Origin of the sequence: Marinomonas aquiplantarum (genome assembly GCF_003314975.1) — a bacterium.
Classification (GTDB): Bacteria; Pseudomonadota; Gammaproteobacteria; order Pseudomonadales; family Marinomonadaceae; genus Marinomonas; species Marinomonas aquiplantarum.
Genome location: NZ_QNRF01000002.1, coordinates 449050 through 475361, shown reverse-complemented (window position 1 = coordinate 475361; position 26312 = coordinate 449050). Strand labels below are relative to the sequence as shown.

Below are 26312 nucleotides of genomic sequence, written 5' to 3'. Positions count from 1 at the left end.
AGGCGAGTCACTCGACCTCCCTTTAGAAACCAGAACAAACTCGAAAGTTTGCTTACGCTTCAGTAGCTTCGTTTACTTCAACGAATTCGTCAGCACTGCCAGCAGTTGCAGAACGGCCTTCAAGTACCGCATCAGCAAACGCTGAAACATAAAGCTGAACCGCACGAATCGCATCGTCGTTAGCTGGAATGATGTAGTCAACGCCATCTGGGTTGCTGTTAGTATCAACGATACCGATAACAGGGATACCTAGCTTGTTTGCTTCTTTGATCGCGATACGCTCGTGATCAACGTCGATAACAAACAATACGTCTGGTAGACCACCCATGTCTTTAATACCACCCATTGAAAGCTCAAGTTTCTCAAGCTCACGAGTACGCATCAAAGCTTCTTTCTTAGTCAATTTTTCGAACGTACCATCAGTCATCTGAGACTCAAGCTCACGAAGGCGCTTGATAGAAGCACGGATGGTTTTGTAGTTCGTCAACATACCACCTAACCAACGGTGGTTAACGTATGGCATGCTTGCACGAGCTGCTTGCTCTTTGATTGTTTTAGATGCTGCACGCTTTGTACCAACAAACAAAACCTTGTTTTTGTTCTCAGCCATTTTTTTAACTAGCTCTAGAGCTTCGTTAATAGCAGGAACAGTGTGCTCAAGGTTGATGATATGAATCTTGTTACGAGCACCGAAAATGAAAGGCTTCATTTTTGGGTTCCAGTAACGAGTTTGGTGACCAAAGTGTGAACCAACCTGTAGAAGGTCGCGCATAGAAACTGTAGGCATTTTACTATCCTTTATTTGGGTTAAATTGTGCTTACCAGCTAAAAGCATCAGTCAAACAAGGTTTAAGGCAACCTAAGACACCCCAGACACTTTCATTTATTGCGGCAAGATCGTTAGTTTTAAGTAATAACTTAACTTGTGGACATAAGCCCGTTAAGCCGGCGTTTTATACCATAAACAAGAGCAAATCAAAAGACAAAAAGCGCATTTTAGCCATTAAACCAAGCAATGTTTTTTCATTTAGAGAGGCGATTCTACCGCTCAACTCATGTAGAATACCCCACAACTAAATGAAAACTCTTTTAAGATCGATAGACTATGAGCAACGAAATTCTACAAAAAGTTGAACAACTCACTCAAAATGGCCGCCTTGACGTCCCTAAAGCGACACCTCGCCCTGCTGCGACTCGCTTCACCGACATCAGTGACATCGAAGGCATGCGAACCGCTGGTAAACTGGCTGCAGACGTTCTAGTTATGCTAGAAGAATTCGTTGTGCCAGGCGTGAGCACCGAACAGCTTGATATCATCGCCCACAACTACATTGTTGAACAACAAGGCGCGATTCCAGCACCGCTGAATTATCACGGCTTCCCAAAATCTTGCTGTACATCGGTAAACGATGTGATTTGTCATGGCATTCCAAACGACAAAGCCTTGAAAAAAGGCGATGTGGTCAACATCGACATCACCATCATCAAAGATGGTTATTACGGTGACACCAGCAAAATGTTCTTTGTTGGCCCTGTTGCACCGCACGCTGAACGCCTTGCCAAGGTAACTCAAGAATGTCTGTATTTAGCCATCGACATGGTTAAACCGGGCGTACAACTGGGGGATATTGGCGCTGCCATTGCCGCCCATGCTCACAAAAATCATTACTCAGTGGTTGAAGAGTATTGCGGTCATGGCGTCGGCACCACCTTCCACGGTGAACCCCAAGTGGCTCACTACGGTAAAGCGGGCACGGGTGTTGCGCTAGAAGAAGGCATGACTTTGACCATAGAGCCAATGATAAATGCTGGCAAGAAACAGGTTAAGCATTCCGGTCCTGACAACTGGATTGCGAAAACAAAAGACGGCCGTTTGTCAGCTCAATATGAGCACACACTGCTTGTCACAGCGGATGGAGTAGAAGTTCTAACTCGCCGCCCAGAGGAAACGCGCTTCGCATAGAAGCGCAGTTTCAGTTAACTAAACACTCAGATCAACCCTATCCATTCTTCGAGGCTTTTGTATGGACTTCCCTGCTTTTCCAGACGCTCCGCCACTTCTTTCAAATGAAGAAAAACACGAGCTTTCCCAAGCGGATTGTTCGATTCCTCGCTACAAAGCCATTATTGAAGAAAAAACCAACGCCTATAACGACCTGTTTCATTCTCTTTACCCAATAGAGAAACTGGTCAAAGGCCTTTCTGCTTTTTTTGATGAGGTATTACAAGCCGCTTGGAAAGCCAAAGGACTAGATGTTGAAAAGCACGTTAGCTTAGTCGCCGTTGGTGGATATGGACGCAGTGAACTGCACCCGAAATCGGACATTGATCTGTTGATTCTGATTGAGAACGAAACCTCGGCACCGAAAGACAAGCTTGAGGCTTTCATCACTTTTTTGTGGGACATCAATTTAGACATAGGTCACAGTGTACGCAGTCTGGACGAGTGTACTGATATCGCCAAGCAAGACATCACCATCATTACTAACTTGATCGAATCGCGAACCCTGAGTGGGCCCGAAAGCTTATTAGGCAAACTGCAGGTAAACATTGATACCGACAAAATGTGGGATGGACGCTCGTTTTATGAAGCCAAGCTACAAGAACAGAAACAGCGCCACGGCAAATATCAAAATACAGCCTACAACCTAGAACCTAATTTGAAAGAATGCCCAGGTGGTTTACGTGACATGCAAGTCATTGACTGGGTTGCTAAACGTCACCTTCATACCCACAGACTCAGCGCATTAATTGACAAAGAATTCCTTTCAGAAGACGAATACATTCAAATCAAAGGCGCAGTCAGTCACTTATGGCGTATTCGTTGGGCACTACACATGATCGCTGGGCGCAAAGAAGACCGCCTATTATTCGATCATCAACGCACCCTAGCAAAACTCTTCGGTTTTGATGATGACGATCTAAAGCGAAATGTTGAACGTTTTATGCAGGGCTATTATCAAAGTGTCGCTGCAATTCAACAGCTAAATGACCTCTTACTACAGCATTTTGAAGAGTCTTTTTTAAGCAGTGATGAGAAAGACAACATTGAAGTCATTAATGATCGCTTTCAAATTGCCAATGGTCAGTTAGAAGCTCGTTCTAGCAGCTTATTCCAAGACAACCCATCCTGCATGCTGGAACTCTATGTACTGTTTGGCGAGCATGAAAATATCCGCGGCATTCGCGCCAACACCATGCGCCAATTACGCGACAGTTTGGATTTAATAGACGACGACTTTCGCAACAACAAAGTCAACACCGACCTGTTTTTAGACATTATTGCCAGCCGCTATCGACTTACCAGCATACTACGCTCAATGAAGCATCTAGGACTTTTGGGCCGCTACTTGCCAGAATTCGGTGCCATCATTGGGCAGATGCAACATGACTTGTTCCACATATATACGGTCGATGCGCACACTCTACAACTGATCGAAAACTTGCGCCGTTTATGGTTAGCTGAATTTAAACAAAAGTTCCCTATCTCTGCACAGGCGATCCGTCACGTTCCCAAAGTAGAGCTGCTCTACATTGCCGGTTTGTACCACGACATTGCCAAAGGCCGTGGTGGCGATCACTCTGAGTTGGGCTGCGTTGATGCGCAACTTTTCTGTGAACGACATGGTTTATCGAAACGCGATACGGAACTGGTCATCTGGTTGGTTCGCAATCACTTGTTTATGTCGGTAACCGCACAACGTAAAGACATATCTGATCCCGAAGTTATTTGGGAATTTGCCAGCTATGTCAAAGATCAAGAGCACCTAGACTACCTCTTCATCTTGACGGTAGCCGATATTAACGCCACCAATCCAACCATGTGGAACAGCTGGCGTGCATCATTGATGCGCCAACTCTATTTGGAGACCAAGCGCGCCCTACGTCGCGGTCTTGACTCACCAATTGATGCCGAAACCATCAGTGATGAACACAAACAAAGAGCCCTTGAATTCATCATTGAACGTAATGTCGACATTGCGGAAGCGGAAGCCATTTGGGACACCATCGAAGAGGAATACTTCATTCGCTCAAATGGGGATGAAATTGCTTGGAATACCGAAGCCATTATACGCCACAGACCGAGCGATAAACCTCTGATTGCTATTACGCCATTGGGAGGAAGAAACTTCTCAGGGGCCAGCAAAATTTTTATTTACACCCCCATCAGTGAACATCTATTTGCGGTCACAGCAGCCATTTTTGAACAATTGGGCCTCACCATTCTGGACGCAAAAATTAGCCACACCAGCGACAATTACACCTTAGACAGCTTTGTGGTTATGGACAGCAACGAAGCGGACAAGAACCTATACCTTGATAAACAACGCATTGATTTGATAAAAGACACCTTGATGGAGCAACTGGAAAACCCTTCTTCCTATGGCAGTGTCGTACAACGCCATACACCAAGGATCTTGAAGATTTTCAATTCCCCATCGACCGCGCATTTTGTCAGCCAACCAGAAGAAGTATGGTCCGCTCTAGAGGTGACAGCCCCTGATCGTCCTGGGTTATTAGCCCTAATCGGCCAATTCTTTATGAACCATAACATCATGCTGCACAAAGCTAAGATTGCGACGCTGGGCGAACGCGTAGAAGACACATTTTACATCACCGATGACCAAGGTGAACTGATCAGTGATCCGCAGCGTATGGACTCCATTTGTAACCTATTAAAAGAAAAAATTGACCGCTTTTCGCAAGCGACGGATTAAAGAAAACATGAACCCATTTATTGATTCCTTACATCCTTACCCATTTCAGAAGTTAGCTGAGCTCTTAGAAGACATACAGCCTAACCCAGATAAGACGCTGATCAAGCTAACCATTGGTGAGCCACAACATCAGGCGCCTCAAGTGGCGATGGAAGCTCTGGCCAATAACCTTAATGGTGTGAGCAAATACCCGAGCACCAAAGGTGAGGCCGCATTACGCCAAGCCATCAGCGACTGGACCAAAGCTCGCTTCCAATTGGACGATCTAAACCCCGATACTCAAGTGTTGCCTGTCACTGGCACACGTGAAGCCCTGTTCGCCATTACCCAAACATTGGTCGGAGAAAAAACCTCTCCACTCGTGATTAGTCCTAACCCTTTTTACCAAATTTATGAAGGTGCCGCGATTCTGGCGGGTGCTGATCGCCATTTCTTGCCATGCGATGCCAGCAACCAATATAAAATCGATTACCAAGCGGTAACCGATGAGGTTTGGAAACGTTGTGAGATTTTATTTGTCTGCTCACCAAACAACCCAAGCGGCACCATTACAACCCTAGAGGAATACGCCTTTCTTATTGAAAAGGCCAAACAGTTTAATTTCACAATCGTCGCAGACGAATGCTACTCAGAAATTTACTTCGGCGAAGCAGCGCCTTTAGGCTTATTAGAAGCTTGTCAGCAACTAGGCCACTTAGACTATAAGCATTGTCTGATTTTCCAATCACTTTCCAAACGCTCTAATCTACCAGGTCTAAGATCGGGATTTGTCGCTGGAGATGCCGACATACTCAAGCCTTTCCTGCTGTATCGCACCTATCAAGGCTGCGCCATGCCAATCCATCATCAAATGGCCTCTATTGCCGCTTGGAATGATGAACAGCACGTGATCGAAAACCGTCAAATTTATACTCGTAAATTTGACGCTGTGTTAGACATACTCGAACCCGTCATGCAGGTCAGCAAGCCCGAAGCGGGCTTCTATTTATGGCCACAACTGACCATGTCTGACGAGGAATTCTGCACTGCGTTATACCAAGAAGAAGCCGTTTTGGTATTGCCTGGCAGTTACCTTGGTCGTGAAGTAGACGGACACAATCCTGGCAGCCAACATGTTCGCATGGCATTGGTTGCCGAAGAATCAGAATGCACTGAGGCGGCACACAGAATAAACGCCTTCCTCAGTCGCAGATAACCCCTTAGCTATACAACTCAGTTGGAGATAAATACATGAGTAACTCAATTTTTGCATTCGGTCTTGGTATCGGCACTCAAAACAAAGAAGGCGACTGGCTTGAAGTCTTTTATTCCGCACCTTGCTTAGGCGCTGAAAAGACCACGCTTGACGCGTTAGTAGAAAGCACAAATTATGAAGGCGGTAACAGCACACTCGTTCTAGATGAAAGCGATCTAAACCGCCTTCACATGAACCTACTAAAAGCCGGTAACATTGAACAAGCTGAATTGGCTTCTCGCCTGAAAGCCTCTACTCAGCCTGTTATTCTATGTGTCTTGGCAACAGATGAAGCCCCAAGCAATCCAGCTGAGGTTTACTTGAAACTGCAACTTATCTCGCATCGCCTAGTTAAACCACACAGCACTGTACTGGATGGTATGTTCGGTCTATTGATTAACACTGCTTGGACCAGCGAAGGCCCTATTGATGTTCGCGAACTTGCTGACCGCCAACTAAGCGCTCGTATGGAAGGTCGTACCATTGAAGTCTTTAGCGTAGATAAATTCCCTAAAATGCTTAACTTTGTTGTACCAGCTGGTATTCGTGTTGGCGATGCAGCACGCATCCGTCTTGGCGCTCATTTAGGTGAAGGCACCACAGTAATGCACGAAGGTTTTGTTAACTTCAATGCCGGTACACTTGGCACTAGCATGGTTGAAGGTCGTATTTCAGCAGGCGTTGTTGTTGGTAATGGCTCTGACTTGGGCGGCGGCTGTTCAACTATGGGAACTCTATCTGGTGGCGGCAACATTGTCATTGGTGTTGGTGAGCAATGTTTGATTGGTGCGAACGCAGGTATTGGCATTGGTCTAGGCGATCGCTGTACAGTTGAATCTGGCTTGTACATCACTGCAGGCTCTAAAGTAACCGTACTGGATGAAGACAACCAAGTTGTCTCTACCGTTAAAGCCCGCGACTTGTCTGGTCAATCAGATCTATTGTTCCGTCGTAATTCTGAAACCGGCGCAATTGAATGCAAAACCAATAAGACTGCCATTGCTTTGAACGAAGCATTGCACGCACATAACTAGTCTTTAATAAGCCAAATCGTGGCGCTTTAATGTAACGTTAAAGCGCCATCTTTTTATCATTAACCTTATGGGAGTCCGTCATGCTGAATATTTACGGCATTAAAAATTGCGACACGATGAAAAAAGCTTTTCGCTGGCTTGATGAGCACCAAGTGGAATATCAATTCCATGATTATAAAAAAGAAGGCGTGAATGCAGAACTAGCTGCCACGTGGGTCGCGAAACTGGGTTGGGAAGCCGTCATTAATAAACGTGGCACAACTTGGCGTAAGCTGACTGATGACGTGAAAGAGAATATGAATGAAAGCAATGCGGTTGCACTTATGCTTGAACAGCCTTCAGTGATTAAACGCCCACTTATTGTGAAAAACAATGATGTGTATTTAGGATTTAATGCCGAACAATATACCCAAGCCTTACTTTAACGTAAAACTGGGGTATAAATACGAGGTGTTTCCTTTCTTTGAGTCATAGGCGTAACGGTTGGCGTGTATCCTGAAGTCGATACATCCGAACGAATGACGGGAACGAAAAAAGATTCCTGAATGACGGGTTGTTGTCCAAAAAAACTGCAACCAGCAACAACAGAACTCAATAAAATGACAACACCTAGCTTCATAATCCCACCTTTATACAAATCTCCTGTTATAGTAACAGAATCTTTTATAAAGTAGCTAAAACCAACACAAAGGTAAAGAATGTCTGACTTGTCTCCTACCCTAAAACTTGCCATAGATCTTATTTCACGTCCTTCCGTTACACCAGAAGACGCTGGCTGCCAAGAAGTGATGATCCAACGCCTCGAAAAGCTTGGTTTTAAGGTCGAAAAAATGCCTTTTGGCGAAGTGAAAAATTTCTATGCAAAACGCGGAGACTCGGGACCAAACCTTTGTTTCGCTGGTCATACAGACGTCGTACCAACTGGTCCTGAAAGCGAATGGAAAGTTCCACCTTTCCAGCCAGAAATCATTGATGGCATGCTTTACGGACGTGGTGCCGCTGATATGAAAGGCAGCTTAGCCGCCATGGTCACAGCGGTGGAAAACTTTGTACAAGCCCACCCAAATCATCCAGGACAAATCTCCTTCCTCATTACCAGTGACGAAGAAGGCCCTTTTGTTGATGGCACTACACGAGTCGTCGACGCCTTGATGGAACGTAATGAAAAAGTCGATTGGTGTATTGTTGGTGAACCATCCAGTACGAAGCAACTTGGTGACATTATCAAAAATGGTCGTCGCGGTTCGTTTAGCGGTGATCTTACTGTCTATGGTAAACAAGGTCATGTTGCTTACCCTCATCTGGCCGTCAACCCAATTCACCTAGCCGCACCCGCTCTCGCGGAAATGGCTGATACACATTGGGATAATGGCAATGACTTCTTCCCGCCGACCAGCTTTCAAGTCTCTAATATCCAAGCAGGAACAGGTGCTACCAATGTTGTTCCAGGCACACTAAAGGCTCAATTCAATTTCCGTTTCTCGTCTGAGCTGGACTTTGACGCCTTGAAAGAACGCGTGTTAAGCATTCTTGAACAACATCAATTGGAATACCACATTGACTGGACTTACAACGGCCTTCCTTTCTTAACTAAGCCGGGCGAACTGGTTGATGCTATGGTTGAGGCAATAGAAGCGAACGTTGGCATCACACCAGAGCTATCCACCTCTGGAGGCACTTCCGATGGCCGCTTTATCGCTAAAATGGGCACTCAAGTTGTCGAACTTGGACCAATAAACGCCACCATTCACCAGATCAACGAATGTGTAGACGCCAACAGTCTAGAACAGCTATCCAATGTGTATTCTGGTATTTTAGAAAACCTGTTTGTGAAGACAAAATAACGATTCAACAATGAGAGAAAAAATCCACCGATTAGCCATGAAGCTAGGCAACAGTCCAAAACTCGCCTTGATCAAAATGATTCAAGGCGGCTTGCTTTTTGTTTTTGGTGTTTTAGTGCTGATGGTATCTGACCGAGTATTAAATGAATCACTCTCACAAGAAATCATTGCCCTATTTGGTTTGATCTTAGCAAGCTGCGGTGTGATCTGGACAATGGCTGGTTATCTATCAATGAGCGTCTTAAGGATTTATCATATGCTACAAAAAAGGGATGAAGACGATGCAAACTGACATCGAAATTTACCTACTATCCTGTCCAACTGATAAAATCATCAATTGGCTAGAAGGCGAGTTCAACGTCATTGAGAAAACGCAGCCTACAGCGGTCTGCACTAAACTCACCTTCGAATATCAACAGGCAGACATCAAGGTCACCATCTTAGAACAAGCCGCAGGAAAGCGCTTTACGTCGGTATGGTTTGACTCTGACAAAACCCCTTGGGAAGACGATATGGCTTGCGCTAGACAAGCCTTCTCCACCCTAAATTGTGAAGTCCGCTGCAATTATCAAGGATGGGAAGAAGCTGGCGAACAAGACCCTGACCAATGGTGGCGAATCAACCAACAGGGCGAAGGACCATTCATTTGGACGTAATATCGCTGACACCCACAAGGTATAAGCGCACCAAGAAAATAAGAGTAGAGAGACTGTAATGCAAGTAACACTTTTGAAAGGCAAACTTCATATGGCCAGCGTTACCCAAGCTGAGCTTTGGTACGACGGTTCATGCGCAATCGACAAAGACCTAGTCGAATTAGCGGGTTTTCGTGAATTTGAAAAAATTGATATTTACAATGTCGATAATGGCGAACGCTTTCATACTTACGTCATTTTAGCTGAAGCTGGTTCAGGCACTATTTCTATGAATGGCGCAGCTGCTCGTCGTGTACAAGTAGGAGATCGTGTCATCATCGCCGCTTATGGCCAGCTTGATGAAGCAGAAGCTGATCAATTTAAACCTAAGCTGGTTTATCTCAATAAAGATAACAGTGTTGAGCGATCAACTAACACCATTCCAATGCAAAAAGATTAAATCTGCATTGTTAATGCAGTGAATCTGTAGATAAAAAAATCCCAGCCAAAGGCTGGGATTTTTTTTATGAACATCAAAATTACAAAGACGCTAATGCGGCTTCATAGTTAGGCTCATCTGCTGTCTCTGCCACTTGCTCAGAATAAAGCACCTTGCCAGACTCATCCAGTACAATAACAGAACGAGACAACAAACCAGCCAACGGACCATTAGCAAAAGACAAGCCATAGTCCGCTCCAAAAGTAGAACGGAAGCTAGAGCCTGTATCCACATTATCAATGCCTTCAGCACCGCAGAAACGAGCTGCCGCGAAAGGCAGATCCGCAGACACACAAATCACATTAACCCCTTTTAAGGCCGCTGCTGATTCGTTGAACTTGCGAACGGATGTAGCACAAGTTGGCGTGTCGATAGATGGAAAAATATTCAATACTAATTTAGCACCCTGGTAATCGGCTAGCGTTGTTACAGACAAGTCTGTTTTAACCAATTCAAAATCAGGAGCTTGAGTCCCAACAGCAGGTAAAGTACCGACTGTCTCAAAAGGATTTCCTTTCAATGTTACCTGAGCCATATTTGCCTCTTTAAATTCAATCGCGATAATTAGCCGCGAACAATGGATACGTTTTCAGCTTGCTTACCTTTTTCACCTTCAGTGACATAAAAGCGAACAAGTTGACCCTCAACTAGGAATCGACGACCACGGCCACGAATCGCACGGTAATGAACAAACACATCGTCACCGTTTTCCATGGTTAGAAAACCAAAGCCCTTTGAAGAGTTAAACCACTTCACAGTGCCTTGCTCGCGGTCATCATCGTCATCTTCATGACCAGCTGATCCAGACACACGAATTTGACTTACCATAGTACCAAGGTAAACCGATACTAGAACAAAACCAAAGTACACTAGGTAGTTTGTGGCAATCTCTTCTTTTAAAACCCCTGCAATTAGCAATGGCACAATAAGTGCGATAACTAAGCTAACAATAAAAGCGCGCAATGAAAAAAAACCGGCACTCGGCGTACCTTGACTCGAAAAATTATCTTGATGATCATTCATAACAATATATCTCTTATCTTATTAAATAGTATTGTGATGCGAAATTGGCCAAATAAAGCCAGCTTCGTGTTAGTAAAAGTGAATATATAGATATTTTTACCAAACTCTTTCTTAAATGCCATGTGAAGCCAATAAAGATGAGAGTAAAATACCTGCATCCTATCAATAGGCAATTTTCACGCCATTCTTACTTTATAAATGACCGCAACATAAGTCATGTAATTTTTTAGAGAATGACTGTAAAAATATGAGCTTAGCTTAATAAGATTAACACACAGAAGGCCTCTATGAATACCTCACAACTCAATCTACGTATCGATGAATTAGAGATGAAAGTACAGTTTCAAGAAGACACCATTGACAGTTTAAATCAGGCACTGATTCGACAACAAAAAGACATGCTAATACTGCAAGAACAGTTAGGCTTGTTTGCAAAACAATTGGAAAGCTATCGACAGCAGCAATCCATTAATGACAATGAAACACCGCCACATTATTAATGACCGTTTTTTCGTGTTAGGAAAGATCGAGTGATTTCAGAACATATACATCGAAGCGGCCAGATTTACCATCTAATTGATAAGTTGGTTCCTCACCATTAAGGTAAGGTGCGCCTTTTGGTCGTTTTACAACTACTCGATATTCAGCTCGCTGTTTCGCCTCGGCTAATAAGCGATCGGCATCTTCGTCTTTACCAATTAAATCACGAAAAAAAGCCATCTCTTTCTTAGCCGCCGCTGATGATTTTTCAGTATGTGGATACATGGGATCAAGGTAAACCACATCGAATGTGGCCTCTTCATCCATCTCAGCGAGATCTCCCATTTGTAACGTCATCTTGGCGGCAATCTCAGCCACCTCTGCGTGCATCGATGCGCGATACAACCCATCTTCCAGCATCTGACGCACAAAGCCGACACGTTCGCACAAGCTAACGTCACAACCTAAACAAGCCAATACAAAGGCGTCGCGCCCCAAGCCAGCCGTTGCGTCTAAAACGGATAACTGATTACGTTTATTTAGCCCTACCGCCTTAGCGATATCTTGACCTTTCCCGCCACCAAAACGCCGCCTGTGATCGGCCGCACCAGAAGTAAAATCAACAAAAACCGGCTTAGGCGCGCCTTTGCCTGTTTTAGCAATCGCCACGCCCTGAGTATTTTTCAATAACAGATAATCATACTCAGTCGCGAATTTAAGCTCTTTCTTCAGAAAAAAATACGGTAATTGCAGCTGTTGTGATAAGGCTTTTACCTCATTAGCGAATGAGGATTCATTTGTCGAAACGGCAATAGAACTTGGCATAACCCCACCCTAATGAAACAAAAAAACCTAATACAATTAGGCGTAAACCATAAATAAGAGAATCACACCCAAAACGAGGCGATAAATAAAGAATGGGAAAAAACCTATGGTATTTAACCATTTTAAAAACAGGTAAATACATAAATAGGCACTGATGGCGGATAAAATCACACCCATGATAAGACTAGACCAATCCACCACAATTGCCGAAGACATCAGCTCAATCAACTTTAAACTGCCAGCAGCAGTAATAAGAGGGATGGAAAGTAGAAATGAAAAACGTGCGGAGGTTTCACGAGTAAAGCCCAGACTACGAGCGGCGGTCATGGTAATACCTGATCGAGACGTTCCTGGAATCAAAGCCAAAGCCTGAGCCAGCCCTATCGCCAGCACATTTTTGAAGGCAAGATCTTGCTGTGTTTTATAGGAACGTCCAAACCGGTCAGCAAGCCAAAGCAATACACCAAAACCAATGGTGGTATAGGCTATCACCTCGATAGATCGCAAGTGAGTGCTGATAAAATCATCAAACACCATGCCCGCAACACAAGCAGGAATCGTCGCCAAGACAATCCACCAAGCCAACTTGCTATCGTTACTACCACCTTTGCCAGAAACTGAGCCCACCCAAGCACAAATAATCTTCCATAAATCGGCTCGGAAATACCAAACTATGGCCGCTAGAGTGCCAACATGCACCGCTACATCAAAGGCTAAGCCTTGATCAGGCCAATTCAGCAGTTGAGCAGGAAGAATGAGGTGAGCCGAGCTGGAAATGGGCAAAAATTCCGTCAGACCTTGAATTAAGGCCAGAAATACAATGTGGTACCACAACATGTTAACGCTTTCCTATACGAGGCGCCTGTTTTTCCCAGGTGATTTCATCCCTTAAATAAGTTGGAATCGCATCGTACGCAGAAACCACTTCCCCTTTTGCTAACTTGATGGCAGCCAATTCAGCAATACAAGCCGCTCTTGGTGCAAGATCATCAAGCACATGCGATGGCATGTCAGGCAATAAAGACGCTAATGTCTCTTGATAGCACCAACCTGAACCAACCCCGTTAAAAGCATGCTCAAATTCCGGCAGTTGATCCGGTTTTGATACGCTTTCTGGAAACAAACATTCAACTTGATAACCTTGAGCATTTTTATCGACTCGATAACCCGCTATGTACACTTCTCCCATGCGAGCATCCAGTGCCGCTAACCAATGTGCTTGGCTAGTTTTTTGAAAGCCTTCTAACGCCAAAGCCTCCAATGTCGACACAGGAACAACCGGTAAGTCCGCACCAAAAGCAAGCCCTTGAACCACACCCGCACTAATACGGAGCCCAGTAAAGGATCCAGGACCACGCCCAAACGCAATAGCGTCTAAATCAGACAAGGTAAGTTCAGCTTGTTGAAGAAGTTGATCCACCATAGGTAAGATCAAATCGTTATGCAGACGCGGTGCCATGCGAAAGTCTTCTAACACAACACCATCAATATTCAACGCCACAGAACATGCTGGCGTTGACGTATCCAATGCTAAAATGGCGGTCATTGAAACATTAAGCCTGTAACGCAGTTAATAGGTTTTGTTTAATCTCATTCAGATCACCAACACCGTTCACTTTAACGAATTTAGGCGCGTTTACACCATCGGCTTTTAGCCAATCTTGGTAGTAACCAATCAGTGGAGCTGTCTGCTCATGGTACACCCCTAAACGCTTACGAACCGTTTCTTCAGTGTCATCAGCACGCTGAATAAGTTCTTCACCCGTTACGTCATCTTTCCCTGCCACTTTTGGTGGATTGTAAACAAGGTGGTAACTACGACCAGATGCTTCGTGCACACGACGGCCACTCATGCGCTGAACAATTTCTTCATCAGCCACATCAATTTCGACAACGTAGTCAATTTTCACACCAGCATCTTTCAACGCATCGGCTTGTGGAATGGTACGTGGAAAACCATCAAACAAAGCCCCTTTAGCGCAATCATCTTGGGTTAGACGTTCTTTTACTAAACCAATGATAATGTCATCAGAAACAAGCTGACCCGCATCCATAACGGCTTTTGCTTTTAAACCAAGTTCGCTTCCTGCTTTTACAGCGGCACGCAACATATCACCTGTCGAGATTTGCGGAATACCAAACTCTTCGGTAATAAACTGAGCCTGAGTTCCTTTACCTGCACCTGGCGCACCTAATAGAATTACTCGCATAATAAAGTCTCCAAAAGACAGCGTTAACTGAATTGCAAGATTGGCTGACACAATAAGACTAAAACGAACCCATTTGGTCGCGATAAAAAGTGTACAGACAAACTATTTGCATATTAAAAAATTGAATGGCCGCCAAGCATACCCAAGCCGCCCTTCATTTTGCAAATTTACCTGCCTTTTTTTGTCATTTTCTTACCAATAGTGAGTATTTTTTAATCTTTTTTATAAATTAGCCTGTATTTTGCATACCACTGGCAATACCAGCCATGGTAATCATCAAGGCTTTATTCACTTCTGCATTTTCCTCATCACGACGACTTCGGAACAAAAGCTCAGCCTGTAAATAATGCAATGGATCAATATAAGGGTTACGCACATCAATCGACTGACGTATGGTTTTGTTGTCTTCGATTAGACGCTCCTGCTGCTTCAACGTCTTCACCAAATCACTTACTTGACTTAGCTTAGCTCGCAACAGTCTTCCCAAGCCTTGAAGCTCTTCAGGCACCAAACGTTTTTCATAGTATTCGGCAATCTCTGGCTCGGCTTTGGCCAAGACCATGTCTAACATATCTAAATAAGCACCAAAGAAAGGCCATTTATCATGCATCTCGCGAAGCTTTTCCAAATTCCCAGACTCTATGGCTTGCTCTATTGCGCTCTCAGCGCCCAACCAAGCAGGTAACATTAAGCGAATTTGCATCCAAGCAAATATCCACGGAATGGCACGCAAGCTTTCAACACCACCATCCAAACGACGTCGAGCCGGCCTTGAACCGAGCGGCAATTTCGCCAACTCTTGCTCAGGCGTGGTCGCTCGGAAATAAGGCACAAAATCGTCATGACCACGGACAATAGAACGGTACTGATTCATGCCGACTTCGGCCATTTCATCCATGATGGCACGCCACTCTTCTTTTGGCGGCTCAGCAGGTATCAAGGTAGCTTCCATAACCGCAGAACAATACAGTTCTAACGAGCGCACGGCGATGTCAGGAATACCAAATTTGAAACGAATCATTTCGCCTTGCTCTGTGACTCGAATCGCGCCATTCACCGAACCTGGAGGCTGGGATAAGATCGCCACATGAGCCGGACCGCCGCCACGACCAACAGTACCACCGCGCCCGTGGAACAAAGTCAGATGAATACCATGCTTCCGACACAGTCGAGTTAAGGCTTCCTGTGCACGATATTGCCCCCAAGTCGCCGCAATTTGACCCGCATCTTTTGCCGAATCAGAGTAGCCAATCATGACTTCCTGACGGCCATTTATATAGGATTTATACCAAGGCATGGAAAACAATTGCTCGATAATGGGTTCTGCATTATCCAAATCTGCCAAGGTTTCAAACAAAGGCACAATTCGCATGGGGAAACTTACCCCAGACTCTTTCAACATCAAAGCAACCGCCAACACATCAGAAGGAGCACTGGCCATCGAAATCACATAAGAACCAAACGAACTTTGATCTCCTTGCGCTATCATAGCAAAGGTATCTAACACCTCTTTCACTTCGTCTGTGGGTGACCAATCCAGCGGTAACAAAGGGCGCTTAGAATTCAATTCCGCCAATAAGAACGCCTGACGAGACGCCTCATCCCATTCAGCATAATCCCCAAGCCCATAAAATCGAGTAATGGCTGATAAAGTGTCAATGTGTCGCGCCGAATCTTGACGAACATCCAAACGCACCAATGTCATACCAAACGTGGCGGCACAACGAATCAAGTCAAGCAACGAGCCATTGGCGATCACCTTCATTCCACTGTCCAGAAGAGACTGATAACACAGCACCAAGTCACTGATTAACTCTTCACTGTTGAGAAACACTCCTTCGTCTGATACCGACTCACCATCCAAACACGCTTTGGCCCAGTTTTTCGTTTTATGCATTTTCGTTTCAAGCTGGCGCAACACTTCACGATAAGGCTGAGCACTGTCACCCACTCGCGCTCGTAAAGCGTCATTGCATTGTGTCATGGAAAATTCAGAACGCAGAACGTTTAAGTCTTTGATATAAAGATCAGCCGCCATCCAGCGAGCCAATAAGGCCACTTCTTTAGTCACTTTGTGAGTCACATTCGGGTTACCATCACGGTCCCCTCCCATCCAGGTAGCGAAACGAATGGGCGCCAAGTCCAAAGGCAAATGCTCCTGTTGGGAATGCTCGCTAAACTGCTCATCTAGTTGACGAAAAAAGCGAGGAACGGCTTGCCACAAAGACTGCTCAATGACCGCAAATCCCCATTTAGCTTCATCCACTGGCGTCGGACGCTCTTCACGGATCTCATCTGTGTGCCAAGCTTGAGTGATAATTTCTTTAAGGCGACGAATGTGTTTCGTTTCTTCCAGAGGCAGGATGTTATCTTTATCGAGGGCTTCCAATTCACTGGAAATATTATCGTATTTACGAATTAATGAACGGCGTACCACCTCGGTAGGGTGAGCCGTTAAAACCAGCTCGATAGACTGTCCCTGTAACGCTTCGATCATTTGCTCTGAGGTGTAATTTTGTTTCGCTAGGCGTTCCAGCAAATCCCCCACAGGATTGTGATACACCCCCAAACTTTCATTGGTGCGACGACGGTGAACGCGATGATATTGTTCCGCAATGTTGGATAGGTTAAGGAACTGATTGAATGCTCGGGCAACAGGTACAATTTCTTTGTCATCTAACGCTTCTAAAGCATCAATGAGTGCAGCAGAATCCCCTGATTGTCGACCATCTTTTGAGAGCAGGCGGATGTTTTCCACTTTTTCAAGAAAGCCCTCTCCCAAGTGATTACTCATGCTTTCGCCGAGACAATCTCCCAGCAACCTAACATTTTCACGTAACGACGCTTGACGATCACTCACCTCAACCTCCTAAAAAAGTACCACAAACACTTATTGAGTCGCGTTATTATTCTTTCTATTACAAGGCTATAAACCTTCGCTTTTAGCTTGCTCCCAGTAACGGTCCAATTCTGCCAAAGAACAGTCCGTTAATTTTCTATTCTGTGCTACTAACAACGTCTCGATTCTAGCAAAGCGACGTCGAAACTTAGTATTGGTTTTGTTTAATGCTATATCTGGTGACACCTTTAAATGGCGTGCCAAATTGGTCATAGCAAATAACACATCGCCCATTTCTTCAGCAATATGTCCCTGCTCGCCAAGTTGTATGGCTTCTTCCAACTCATCCAATTCTTCGCGAATTTTGGCGAACACTGGCGAAATATCCTGCCAATCAAACCCAAACTTAGCGGCTTTTTGTTGCAATTTAACCGCTTGCATCATACTCGGCATAGCGCTTGGTACATCATCCAATACACCCTGCTTAGGTTTTGACGCTTTCTCCTGTTCCTTAATTGCTTGCCACTGAGCGGAAATGTCTGATTCAGACAAGTTGCTTGGTTCACCAAAACGGTCAAGCTCACCTTGTGGAAAAATATGTGGATGACGACGCAGCATTTTAGCCACAATGCCATTCACCACATCATCAAAATCAAACTTGTCATCTTCACGCGCTATTTGAGAGTAAAAGATAACCTGGAACAGTAAATCCCCAAGTTCATCTTTTAGGTCATCAAAATCCGCTCTTTCTATGGCATCAATGACTTCATAAGCTTCTTCCAAGGTATAAGGCGCAATGGTCTGATAAGTTTGCTTCTTATCCCAAGCGCAACCAAAGTCTTTATCACGCAAACAAGTCATTAAATATTGTAAGCGTTGGATGGCTTCACTCAAAAGTCTTTCTCTCTAAACACGTTTAATACATTTGGCAGTTGATTAATTCGATGTAATAACTTACTCAACACACTCAATTCTCCTACCTCGATGGTAAATCGAATACTGGCTGTGTGATTCTCTTTTGCGGATAAGGTATTCATCGATAATAGGTTCACTTTCTCATTGGCAAGTAAGCCAGTAATGTCATTAAGCAAACCTGTTCTGTCGTATGCTTCCACTTGAATATTCACAGGGTATTGATTATCTAAACGCTCGCCCCAGCTCACATCAATAATACGCTCGGGCTCATCCATGCCTAACTGCACGATATTAATGCAATCCTGACGGTGTACCGAAACCCCACGACCGTGAGTAATGTAACCGGCAATGTCATCACCAGGAATCGGCGTACAACATTTAGCCATCTGAGTTAAGAGCTTTCCAACACCGAGAATATGAATGTCGTTATCAGAAGATTTATGACGACTCTTCTTCAAACGAATCGGGCGAGTTGTGCTCGGCGCTTCACCGTCCAGACTGAAGAACTCATCAACCACTCTTAGCACTCGAGCCAGTTGAATGTCCCCTGCCCCTAATGCCACATAGACTTCATCTGCATTGGAGAAGTTAAATCGTGCCGCGACGGTTTGTAAGTCAACTCGACTGTCGTCCACGCCCAAACGCTTGAGCTGCTTGTCCAATAAAGCCTTACCCGCTTCAAGGTTTTTGTCTCGATCTTCCTTGCGAAACCAGTTCTGAATTTTCGCGCGGGCACGGTTGGTTTGCACATAACCTAAGGTTGGATGTAACCAATCCCGGCTTGGGCCGCCTTCTTTTGTGGTCAGGATTTCAACCTTGTCACCCGTTTTAAGATGCGTCACCAAAGAAATGATCTTGCCGTTTACCTTAGCACCACGACACCGGTGACCAATTTCTGTATGCACACGGTAAGCAAAATCAACCGGCGTCGCGTTGACGGGCAAATCCACTACGTGACCATCTGGCGTAAACACATAGATACGGTCTTGCTCAATATCACTGCGTACTTGTTCGGATAAAGATTCTAAATCCCCTTGAACCTCATGGAAGTCCAAAATGGTTCTCAGCCATTGCAGTTTTTCTTCGTAACTGCTGCTATTCGAACTTAGGTCTGTGCCTTTGTATTTCCAATGAGCACACACCCCAAGTTCCGCATCTTCATGCATTTTATGAGTACGAATTTGTATTTCTAAAGCACGACCTTGAGGCCCAACAACGGCCGTATGAAGCGATTGGTAACCGTTTGATTTAGGGTTACTGATGTAATCGTCAAACTCTTGTGGAATGGGGCGCCATAAATTGTGAACCACACCAAGAACACCATAACATTCCATTGGTTCGTCCACTAAGATGCGCACAGCACGCACATCATAAACTTCATCGAAGCCAATATTTTTACGCTTCATTTTGCGCCAAATACTGTAAATGTGTTTTGCTCGTCCCATTAAATCCGCATGAATATTAATGCCTTTAAGACGTTGATCGAGCAAACCAATCACATCTTCTATGTACTGCTGACGATCAAGACGTTTTTCATCCAGCCATTTGGCAATGCGTTTGTATTCGGTTGGGTAAAGGTATCGGAACGAAAGGTCTTCGAGCTCCCATTTGATGTGACCAATCCCTAAACGATGCGCTAAAGGAGCGTAGACACTTTGTACTTCCAAAGCGACCGCGACGCGACGATCTTCGTCTTGATATTTGGCTTCTTTGATCGCACAAGCTCTCTCGGCCAGTTTAATCAAGACGACGCGCACATCATCGATGATTGAAACCAGCATTTTACGCAGTGATTCCAGCTGATTTTCGTTACTGCCTAATACCTCAGCTGCGGTGTCTGCAGTCAAATTCTTTGACACCTCTCCCATGCGGATCACACCTTCAACAAGAGAAGCCACTTTACGACCAAACATATCAACCACACGGCTAATCGGCAGCTGATCTTCTCGAACGGCTCGATACAAAGCGGCAGCAACAAGGGAATCTTGATCAGCTCGGAAACCGGATAAAATCTCAACCATTTCCAAACCAGCACGAAAGGTACTGGCTTGCGGTCCCCAATAGGAAGGTCGAGCACATTGCAACTCAGCTTGTCGCGCCAACTCACAGGCCATCCTTAGAGGCACTCGTGCACTGTCATCGATTAGATCGGAGAAATTCGACATCCAAGCATCAATATCAACACTGCCATCTTCTAATACTGGATGATCTTTTCTTACTGTTACCATTTATCCGTCCTTCAATTCACTTTTGCTTTTGCAATAGCATCATGGTTTCCACATGTGAGGTTTGCGGAAACATATCCATTAATCCCGCTCGCACAACCTTGTAGCCATTTGACACTAAATACTCAGCATCTCTCGCCAAAGTAGAGGCATTGCAAGAAACATACAAGATTTGCTGGGGCGCGATATGAATAATGGTATCTAAAAACTCAAACGCTCCGGCTCGCGGTGGATCAAGCAATATCTTATTAATTTTTTTGGTTAAAAACTGCCCTTCTACAGGCTGCGTTAAATCCGCCGCCACAAAGGTCAGATTATCCAAACCATTCAAACTGGCATTATGTCGACCAGCTTGAACCATTGATTCCTGTAACTCGACGCCAATTACACTGCCAGCAAGTTGGGCTAATGGCAAAGAAAAATTCCCAACACCACAGAACAAATCTAACACGGCATCGTCTTTCTGTGGCGCCAACCAAGTCATGGCTTGCGCTACCATTTTTTGATTCATCACCTCATTTACTTGAATAAAGTCTTGAGGATGATATTTCAAGCGCAAATTTCCCATATCATAATAGCGCATTTGCTCTTCTGTCAGATCCGCTCTGCTCGCTTTTGGTGCCTGCCAATATAAATTCACACCCTGCTGTTGCGCCCAATCAAGGTAAGCCTGTTGTTGAAGAGTGGTAATGTCAGACACTAGGCGCAGTAGTACAGACTGACCTTTGCTGTCTTCTAACAACTCAATATGGCCCAGTGACGGTAGAATAGGATTCTGCTTTAAACACGCTTTAAGGGAAACAAATAAGGCTTGTAATGACGGTGTTAAGACATGACATTGTTCAATATCAACAACTCGATTAGAGGCCTTACTGCGAAAACCAAGGACCAGTGTATTTTTTTTATGATCAATCGCCAGACGAGCTCGACGGCGATAGCCTGAGCTCACATCAAATAAACACTCAATTTGTTCTTTCGGTAGTAAGTTTCTTAATTGACCAGCCAGCCAGTCCGCTTTAGCAAGGCGCTGTTTGGACTCCTCTAAATGCTGGAAACTGCAGCCACCACAATCCCCAAAGTGCTGGCAAGCTGGCGACACTCGATCATCACTGGTTTCAACAAGGGTATTCAAAATGGCTTCGTCGAAACGACGACCAGGTTTAGTCACCTGAGCGGTGACTGTCTCTCCAGGTAAAGCGCCTTCAATAAAGGTGACTTTACCATTAAGGCGAGCGACCCCTTTCGCTTCATGGGTCAAACCATCAATTTGATAAGTTTGTATTGGCCCTAACGAGGCTTTTTTTATCGGGCGACGGGCTGAATTTCTTCTTCTCAAGATGCGTTCTCGATTGGCAGTAAAATGGATATTTGGCCCGCATTCTAACGCATCTGAGCAGAGATCAACACGACAACTTTTTTAATCAAACACGCCTGTCGACAAATATCGGTCACCACGATCACATACAATGGCCACGATCACGGCGTCATTTAACTGCTCAGATAACGCCATTGCCATTGCCACGGAACCGCCAGATGACACACCACAGAAAATCCCTTCCTCTTTAGCAAGACGGCGCATGGTTTGCTCCGCATCCTGCTGGGACACATCCATCACAGTATCGACTCGAGTATCATCGAAAATAGACGGCAAATACTCTTTAGGCCAACGTCGAATACCTGGAATGCTGGCACCATCTTGTGGCTGCAACCCTATAATCTGGATCTGCTCATTCTGCTCTTTCAAATACTGAGAGACTCCCATAATGGTCCCAGTGGTTCCCATGGAACTGACAAAATGCGTGACCGTACCTTGTGTTTGCTGCCAGATTTCAGGCCCAGTTGACAGGTAATGCGCATTGGGATTGTCTTGATTTGCAAACTGATTAAGCACTTTACCAATGCCTTGATCCTGCATCTCTTGAGCCAAATCTCTGGCTCTTTCCATGCCCTCTTGTTTGCTAACCAAGTGCAACACTGCCCCATACGCTGCCATCGCAGACTTACGCTCTTGGCTCATGTTATCAGGCATGATCAAGTGCATTTTATAACCCTTAATGGCCGCGGCCATTGCCAATGCAATGCCGGTATTACCACTGGTCGCTTCGATTAAACTGTCACCTGGTTTAATTTCACCGCGTCGCTCAGCCTGCAAAATCATATTTAAGGCAGGACGATCTTTTACTGAACCAGCAGGGTTTTGCCCTTCCAGTTTTAACAGTATGGTATTGTTAGGGTTTGGGTTGATTCTTTGCAGGCGCACCAAAGGGGTTTGCCCAATCAAAGACTCGATAGTTGGATACTCGATCATATAAAAACTTCATTGACATTAATTACGGACAGAATGACACTTAACTCATTATTGAGCCTATTTAAGACCACTTGCTAGCAAGAGTACAATAAGAAAGCGTTATAAACTTAGTTTCAACCACTCAATGATAAGGCAAGCACATGGGCTACCAACAGATTTTTGCGGTTTTTACTCTTGTGATCTTCCTCAGTGGCTGCGAGAAAAATGAAAATATAGCCAGCGATTTAAGCAATTTGGAGCTGAGAACTCAATGGCGTCAGTGCCTTTATGATGCGTCGACACAAGGCGATGAAAAAAACTGCCAGCAGTATCAAGAAGAATGTGAAAAACGCCAAGACAAGGACAATTTCGCCTGTTATTAGTCGATAACCATTAGGACCTCATGATTAATATTCGTTTACCAAAACTTCAGCTAAACCATGACAATAAATTGTTTTGGTCTCTATTCGCACCGGTTTTTGGTATCTCCGTCATCACCTGTGTTTTTTTAATGTTCAGTCGCTTTAGTGATCTCGACGACAACCTGTATCAACGTACACAACACATCACAGAACAAGTCGCCACCACCAGCGAATACGCCATTGTCTTTTCTGACCAAAACATGATGTATCGCATTTTACAAAATGCTCTCAGTAATCAATACATCAGCAGCGTCCAATTATTCAACAGCGAGCAAAAAATCATCGCCGAACTGGGTACAGAATTCGTCGTCAAAACGACAGGCTTCCCCACCAGCGAAATACAAACATTCCCCAATCATTTAGTTTCCATTAGCGCGGTTCATTACAACAACAGTGCATTAGACGGTGCCTTTAACCCACAAGCTGACTTATTTGGCCCCATAAGCCAACAAAACCTAATTGGTTGGGTCAAAATTCAAGCCGATACCGCTATAGTTCAAATCCAAAAATACCAATACGCCAGCTTAGTCCTATTGGTTTTCTTTGCGTTTAATTTAGGCAGTGGATTGATCTTCTTACGCATCACCAAACAATTAATGCTGCCAGTAAAAAATGTCGAAAACACCTTAAATAAACTCTCCAAAGAGCAGTTTTCTGCTGCAAAGTTGTTGCGCCTCCCAGCAGAATATCAATCTCTGCAAAAAGATTTGCTGTACCTAACAGAGCGACTTGAACACAACAAACATGAAATGACCGCGGGGATAGAGCAAGCAACGGAAGACCTTCGCCGCAGCATGGACAGTATGGAAGAAAAAAGCGCCCAGTTACACATAGCTAACCGGGAAGCCATGGAGTCGAATCGCTTAAAATCACAATTTCTCGCGAATATCAGTCATGAAGTCAGAACCCCACTGAATGCCATATTGGGCTATACCAAAACCCTGCAAAAAGGCATCAAAGATCCACAGCATAAGCTGTACATCGATACCATTGAACAATCGACAAACAGTTTGCTCGCCATCATTGGCGACATCTTAGACTTTTCCAAAATTGAAGCTGGAAAATTAAGCTTAGAGAGCAATCACTTTAATCTTCGCGCCCTAATTGATGATGTTTATCAAACCCTGAGCATCAACCTGCTAACCAAAGAAAAGCAGATCGACCTAGTAACAGAATACGATACACAACTGCCAGAATGGATCATTGGTGACAGCACTCGTATCCGTCAAATCCTCACCAACCTAATCGGCAACGCCATTAAATTTACTCATCAAGGCTCAGTCAAAACCAAAGTATCTTGTCAGACCCAGTCAGACAACAAATTGACTCTGCTGTTCCAAATTGTCGACACAGGCATTGGTATTCCAGAACATAAAATTGATCGCCTCTTCAAACCATTTTCACAAGTAGACACCAGCACAACACGACAATTTGGCGGTACGGGTCTAGGTCTGGTTATCAGTAAAAAACTGGTCGAACAAATGCAAGGTAAAATCGAAGTCAGCAGCGACCCAAGTATCGGCTCAACGTTTCGCTTCTCTCTTTGCCTGCAGGCCTCTGGCAACCTAATAAACCAAAAAGACTCATTAGACAGACACATCATTTTACTGGAACCAAGCAGCACCTACCGTGCCCATCTGACCAGCTATTTACATAGCATCGGTGTTACAACCACCCGTTGTAGCGACATAGAACAATTGGTATCCGCTTTACAGGAAAAAGCTGACACCATTGACGGCATTGTACTGAGCTTAGGTCCTGAAGAAAGCAGTGTAGAAGAGACCAAGGAATTGATTAGTTACGCCAATCAACATTTTGCCATTCCTTGTATTGTCATGATCCAGCCACCCAGAAGCATTACTCAAAACCCGGAGCTTAAAGCGCTTGCTAGCGAAATTTTGCTCAAGCCCGTCAGTCATGATCGCCTCTATAAAGCACTGCAACAAATCGATCAAAGAGAGATTCAAAACGATGATATTAGCCTGCCGGTTGAATCAAACCAGACTCGCAAAGGCCTTAAAATCCTAGCGGTTGATGATGCACCAATCAATTTACAACTGCTAAGTCATTGGCTGCAACCGCACGGGATCGACGTGACGTTAGCCTACAGTGGTCAGCAAGCCTTGGCATTGGCATCTGAGCAAGCATTTGATCTCATTTTCATGGACATCCAGATGCCAGAAATGGACGGCATGGAGACCACCCAACAGTTACGACAACTAAATGCCTATCAAAACACACCCATCATTGCCCTGACGGCACACGCCCTTGGCTCAGAGCAACAACAAATTCTCGCCAGTGGCATGAATGCTTATTTAACCAAACCTATTGATGAAGAAGTATTGTTTCGCACCATTGACGAGTGGTGCTCTAATACCAAAACCTTCCAGCAACAAGTTGATGCCACATTAGTAAATATTTTCGATATGCAAAAAGCGTTAGACATCGTCAATGGTAAAGCAGACATCGCTCAGGAAATGTTTACCATGTTAGCCGACTCTCTCGACAATGAGAAAAAGCTGATTCAACATCACTTAGAACACCAAGACACAGACAAACTCATTGAAGTGGTTCACCGTATTCATGGTGCGTCCAAATACACAGGCACCTTTAATATTGCACGTCATGCTGGTTTTTTAGAAACACACTTAAAAGAACTGGGGATGGAAGACGTAGAAGGCGTAGCGGAAGATTTTATTCACGCCATTGATGACCTGTTAAATCATCGAGACCTGATTACTTGGCCTCAAGAATAACAAAAGCCTGCGCATAGGCACGCTCATCCGTTAAACTTAAATGCCACACAACAGGGTGTTCAAAACGCTCAGAGATACTTTGGTCCACCTCTAAATAAGGCTGACCAGAAGGTAAGTTAATCACATTAAAGTGCTGAAAACTGACGCCAGAACCAATGCCTGTTCCCAAAGCTTTGACCGCCGCTTCTTTCGCAGCAAAACGTTTTGCCACATAAGCATTAGCTTGATCTGGATGCGAAATCGCCTGCCATCGCTGCTTTTCTTGTGCCGTGAGAATACGATCTATAAAACGATCACCCAAACGCGCAACCGAATTAGACACACGTTCAATCTCAACTAAATCTGTTCCAACACCTAAAATCACAA

The 26312-nt window shown here is 44.6% G+C and carries 26 protein-coding genes; 12 read left to right on the top strand and 14 right to left on the bottom strand.

Going from position 1 to position 26312, the window contains the following annotated elements:
• Positions 1 to 52: 52 nt before the first annotated feature.
• Positions 53 to 787, bottom strand: coding sequence for a 30S ribosomal protein S2 (gene rpsB, locus DFP76_RS05565; protein WP_063333904.1), 735 nt, complete (start codon positions 785 to 787; stop codon positions 53 to 55).
• Positions 788 to 1105: 318 nt separating this feature from the next.
• Here rpsB and map point away from each other — a divergent pair, with 318 nt between their 5' ends.
• From map to DFP76_RS05540, 5 genes are all read left to right on the top strand, one after another.
• Positions 1106 to 1963 (top strand): type I methionyl aminopeptidase, encoded by an 858-nt coding sequence (map, locus tag DFP76_RS05560; protein ID WP_181799793.1) that lies wholly within the window; start codon positions 1106 to 1108, stop codon positions 1961 to 1963.
• A 61-nt stretch (positions 1964 to 2024) separates the two neighbouring features.
• On the top strand, positions 2025 to 4718 hold the full coding sequence (glnD, locus tag DFP76_RS05555) for a [protein-PII] uridylyltransferase (RefSeq protein ID WP_113873656.1): 2694 nt from the start codon (positions 2025 to 2027) through the stop codon (positions 4716 to 4718).
• A 7-nt stretch (positions 4719 to 4725) separates the two neighbouring features.
• Complete coding sequence (dapC, locus tag DFP76_RS05550; RefSeq protein ID WP_113873655.1) at positions 4726 to 5913, top strand: succinyldiaminopimelate transaminase; 1188 nt, start codon at positions 4726 to 4728, stop codon at positions 5911 to 5913.
• A gap of 35 nt (positions 5914 to 5948) precedes the next feature.
• Positions 5949 to 6986, top strand: coding sequence for a 2,3,4,5-tetrahydropyridine-2,6-dicarboxylate N-succinyltransferase (gene dapD, locus DFP76_RS05545; protein WP_113873654.1), 1038 nt, complete (start codon positions 5949 to 5951; stop codon positions 6984 to 6986).
• Positions 6987 to 7066: 80 nt separating this feature from the next.
• Complete coding sequence (locus DFP76_RS05540; protein ID WP_113873653.1) at positions 7067 to 7411, top strand: ArsC family reductase; 345 nt, start codon at positions 7067 to 7069, stop codon at positions 7409 to 7411.
• Here the strand turns inward: DFP76_RS05540 and DFP76_RS05535 are convergent.
• Positions 7408 to 7605, bottom strand: coding sequence for a hypothetical protein (locus tag DFP76_RS05535; protein ID WP_113873652.1), 198 nt, complete (start codon positions 7603 to 7605; stop codon positions 7408 to 7410). The genes DFP76_RS05540 and DFP76_RS05535 overlap by 4 nt on opposite strands.
• A gap of 79 nt (positions 7606 to 7684) precedes the next feature.
• Between DFP76_RS05535 and dapE the strand changes: the two genes are divergently transcribed.
• Genes dapE through panD form a run of 4 tightly spaced genes read left to right on the top strand, consistent with a single transcriptional unit; the run spans position 7685 to position 9925 of the window.
• Entirely contained in the window at positions 7685 to 8830 is a 1146-nt protein-coding gene (dapE, locus tag DFP76_RS05530) for a succinyl-diaminopimelate desuccinylase (RefSeq protein WP_113873651.1), read from the top strand.
• A 10-nt stretch (positions 8831 to 8840) separates the two neighbouring features.
• On the top strand, positions 8841 to 9122 hold the full coding sequence (locus tag DFP76_RS05525) for a hypothetical protein (protein WP_113873650.1): 282 nt from the start codon (positions 8841 to 8843) through the stop codon (positions 9120 to 9122).
• Complete coding sequence (locus DFP76_RS05520) at positions 9112 to 9486, top strand: hypothetical protein (RefSeq protein ID WP_113873649.1); 375 nt, start codon at positions 9112 to 9114, stop codon at positions 9484 to 9486. Before DFP76_RS05525 ends, DFP76_RS05520 begins: the two co-directional genes overlap by 11 nt.
• A gap of 58 nt (positions 9487 to 9544) precedes the next feature.
• Positions 9545 to 9925 (top strand): aspartate 1-decarboxylase, encoded by a 381-nt coding sequence (gene panD, locus DFP76_RS05515; RefSeq protein WP_063333895.1) that lies wholly within the window; start codon positions 9545 to 9547, stop codon positions 9923 to 9925.
• A 79-nt stretch (positions 9926 to 10004) separates the two neighbouring features.
• Here panD and tpx read toward each other — a convergent pair whose 3' ends face one another.
• On the bottom strand, positions 10005 to 10499 hold the full coding sequence (gene tpx, locus DFP76_RS05510) for a thiol peroxidase (protein ID WP_113873648.1): 495 nt from the start codon (positions 10497 to 10499) through the stop codon (positions 10005 to 10007).
• Positions 10500 to 10528: 29 nt separating this feature from the next.
• Entirely contained in the window at positions 10529 to 10987 is a 459-nt protein-coding gene (locus tag DFP76_RS18330) for a cold-shock protein (protein WP_113873647.1), read from the bottom strand.
• 287 nt (positions 10988 to 11274) lie between these two features.
• Here DFP76_RS18330 and DFP76_RS05500 point away from each other — a divergent pair, with 287 nt between their 5' ends.
• Positions 11275 to 11487, top strand: coding sequence for a SlyX family protein (locus tag DFP76_RS05500; RefSeq protein WP_113873646.1), 213 nt, complete (start codon positions 11275 to 11277; stop codon positions 11485 to 11487).
• Positions 11488 to 11503: 16 nt separating this feature from the next.
• On the opposite strand, the gene DFP76_RS05495 is transcribed toward DFP76_RS05500, so the two are convergent.
• From DFP76_RS05495 to cysM, 9 genes are all read right to left on the bottom strand, one after another.
• The gene (locus tag DFP76_RS05495; RefSeq protein ID WP_113873645.1) at positions 11504 to 12292 is read right to left on the bottom strand and encodes a class I SAM-dependent methyltransferase; all 789 of its coding nucleotides are present in this window, start codon (positions 12290 to 12292) and stop codon (positions 11504 to 11506) included.
• A gap of 36 nt (positions 12293 to 12328) precedes the next feature.
• Positions 12329 to 13129, bottom strand: a complete 801-nt coding sequence (locus DFP76_RS05490) for an undecaprenyl-diphosphate phosphatase (RefSeq protein WP_113873644.1) — start codon at positions 13127 to 13129, stop codon at positions 12329 to 12331.
• 1 nt (position 13130) lies between these two features.
• Entirely contained in the window at positions 13131 to 13838 is a 708-nt protein-coding gene (gene tsaB / locus DFP76_RS05485; RefSeq protein WP_113873643.1) for a tRNA (adenosine(37)-N6)-threonylcarbamoyltransferase complex dimerization subunit type 1 TsaB, read from the bottom strand.
• A gap of 7 nt (positions 13839 to 13845) precedes the next feature.
• Positions 13846 to 14502: an adenylate kinase gene (adk, locus tag DFP76_RS05480; RefSeq protein ID WP_113873642.1), complete on the bottom strand. Its 657-nt coding sequence runs from the start codon at positions 14500 to 14502 to the stop codon at positions 13846 to 13848.
• A gap of 229 nt (positions 14503 to 14731) precedes the next feature.
• Complete coding sequence (gene ppc / locus DFP76_RS05475) at positions 14732 to 17362, bottom strand: phosphoenolpyruvate carboxylase (protein ID WP_113873641.1); 2631 nt, start codon at positions 17360 to 17362, stop codon at positions 14732 to 14734.
• 66 nt (positions 17363 to 17428) lie between these two features.
• Positions 17429 to 18235 (bottom strand): nucleoside triphosphate pyrophosphohydrolase, encoded by an 807-nt coding sequence (mazG, locus tag DFP76_RS05470; protein ID WP_113873640.1) that lies wholly within the window; start codon positions 18233 to 18235, stop codon positions 17429 to 17431.
• The gene (relA, locus tag DFP76_RS05465; RefSeq protein ID WP_113873639.1) at positions 18232 to 20484 is read right to left on the bottom strand and encodes a GTP diphosphokinase; all 2253 of its coding nucleotides are present in this window, start codon (positions 20482 to 20484) and stop codon (positions 18232 to 18234) included. The genes mazG and relA overlap by 4 nt, the downstream gene beginning before the upstream one ends.
• Before the next feature lie 16 nt (positions 20485 to 20500).
• On the bottom strand, positions 20501 to 21817 hold the full coding sequence (rlmD, locus tag DFP76_RS05460) for a 23S rRNA (uracil(1939)-C(5))-methyltransferase RlmD (RefSeq protein ID WP_113873638.1): 1317 nt from the start codon (positions 21815 to 21817) through the stop codon (positions 20501 to 20503).
• A gap of 81 nt (positions 21818 to 21898) precedes the next feature.
• Entirely contained in the window at positions 21899 to 22789 is an 891-nt protein-coding gene (cysM, locus tag DFP76_RS05455) for a cysteine synthase CysM (protein WP_113873637.1), read from the bottom strand.
• Between the two features lie 140 nt (positions 22790 to 22929).
• Between cysM and DFP76_RS05450 the strand changes: the two genes are divergently transcribed.
• Together DFP76_RS05450 and DFP76_RS05445 are read left to right on the top strand one after the other, a co-directional pair.
• The gene (locus tag DFP76_RS05450) at positions 22930 to 23151 is read left to right on the top strand and encodes a hypothetical protein (protein ID WP_113873636.1); all 222 of its coding nucleotides are present in this window, start codon (positions 22930 to 22932) and stop codon (positions 23149 to 23151) included.
• A 20-nt stretch (positions 23152 to 23171) separates the two neighbouring features.
• A complete protein-coding gene (locus tag DFP76_RS05445) occupies positions 23172 to 25946 on the top strand; it encodes a response regulator (protein ID WP_113873635.1) in 2775 nt (924 codons plus the stop codon).
• On the opposite strand, the gene acpS is transcribed toward DFP76_RS05445, so the two are convergent.
• A complete protein-coding gene (gene acpS / locus DFP76_RS05440) occupies positions 25927 to 26310 on the bottom strand; it encodes a holo-ACP synthase (protein ID WP_113873634.1) in 384 nt (127 codons plus the stop codon). The two genes, DFP76_RS05445 and acpS, sit on opposite strands and share 20 nt — an antisense overlap.
• Between the last annotated feature and the right edge of the window lie 2 nt (positions 26311 to 26312).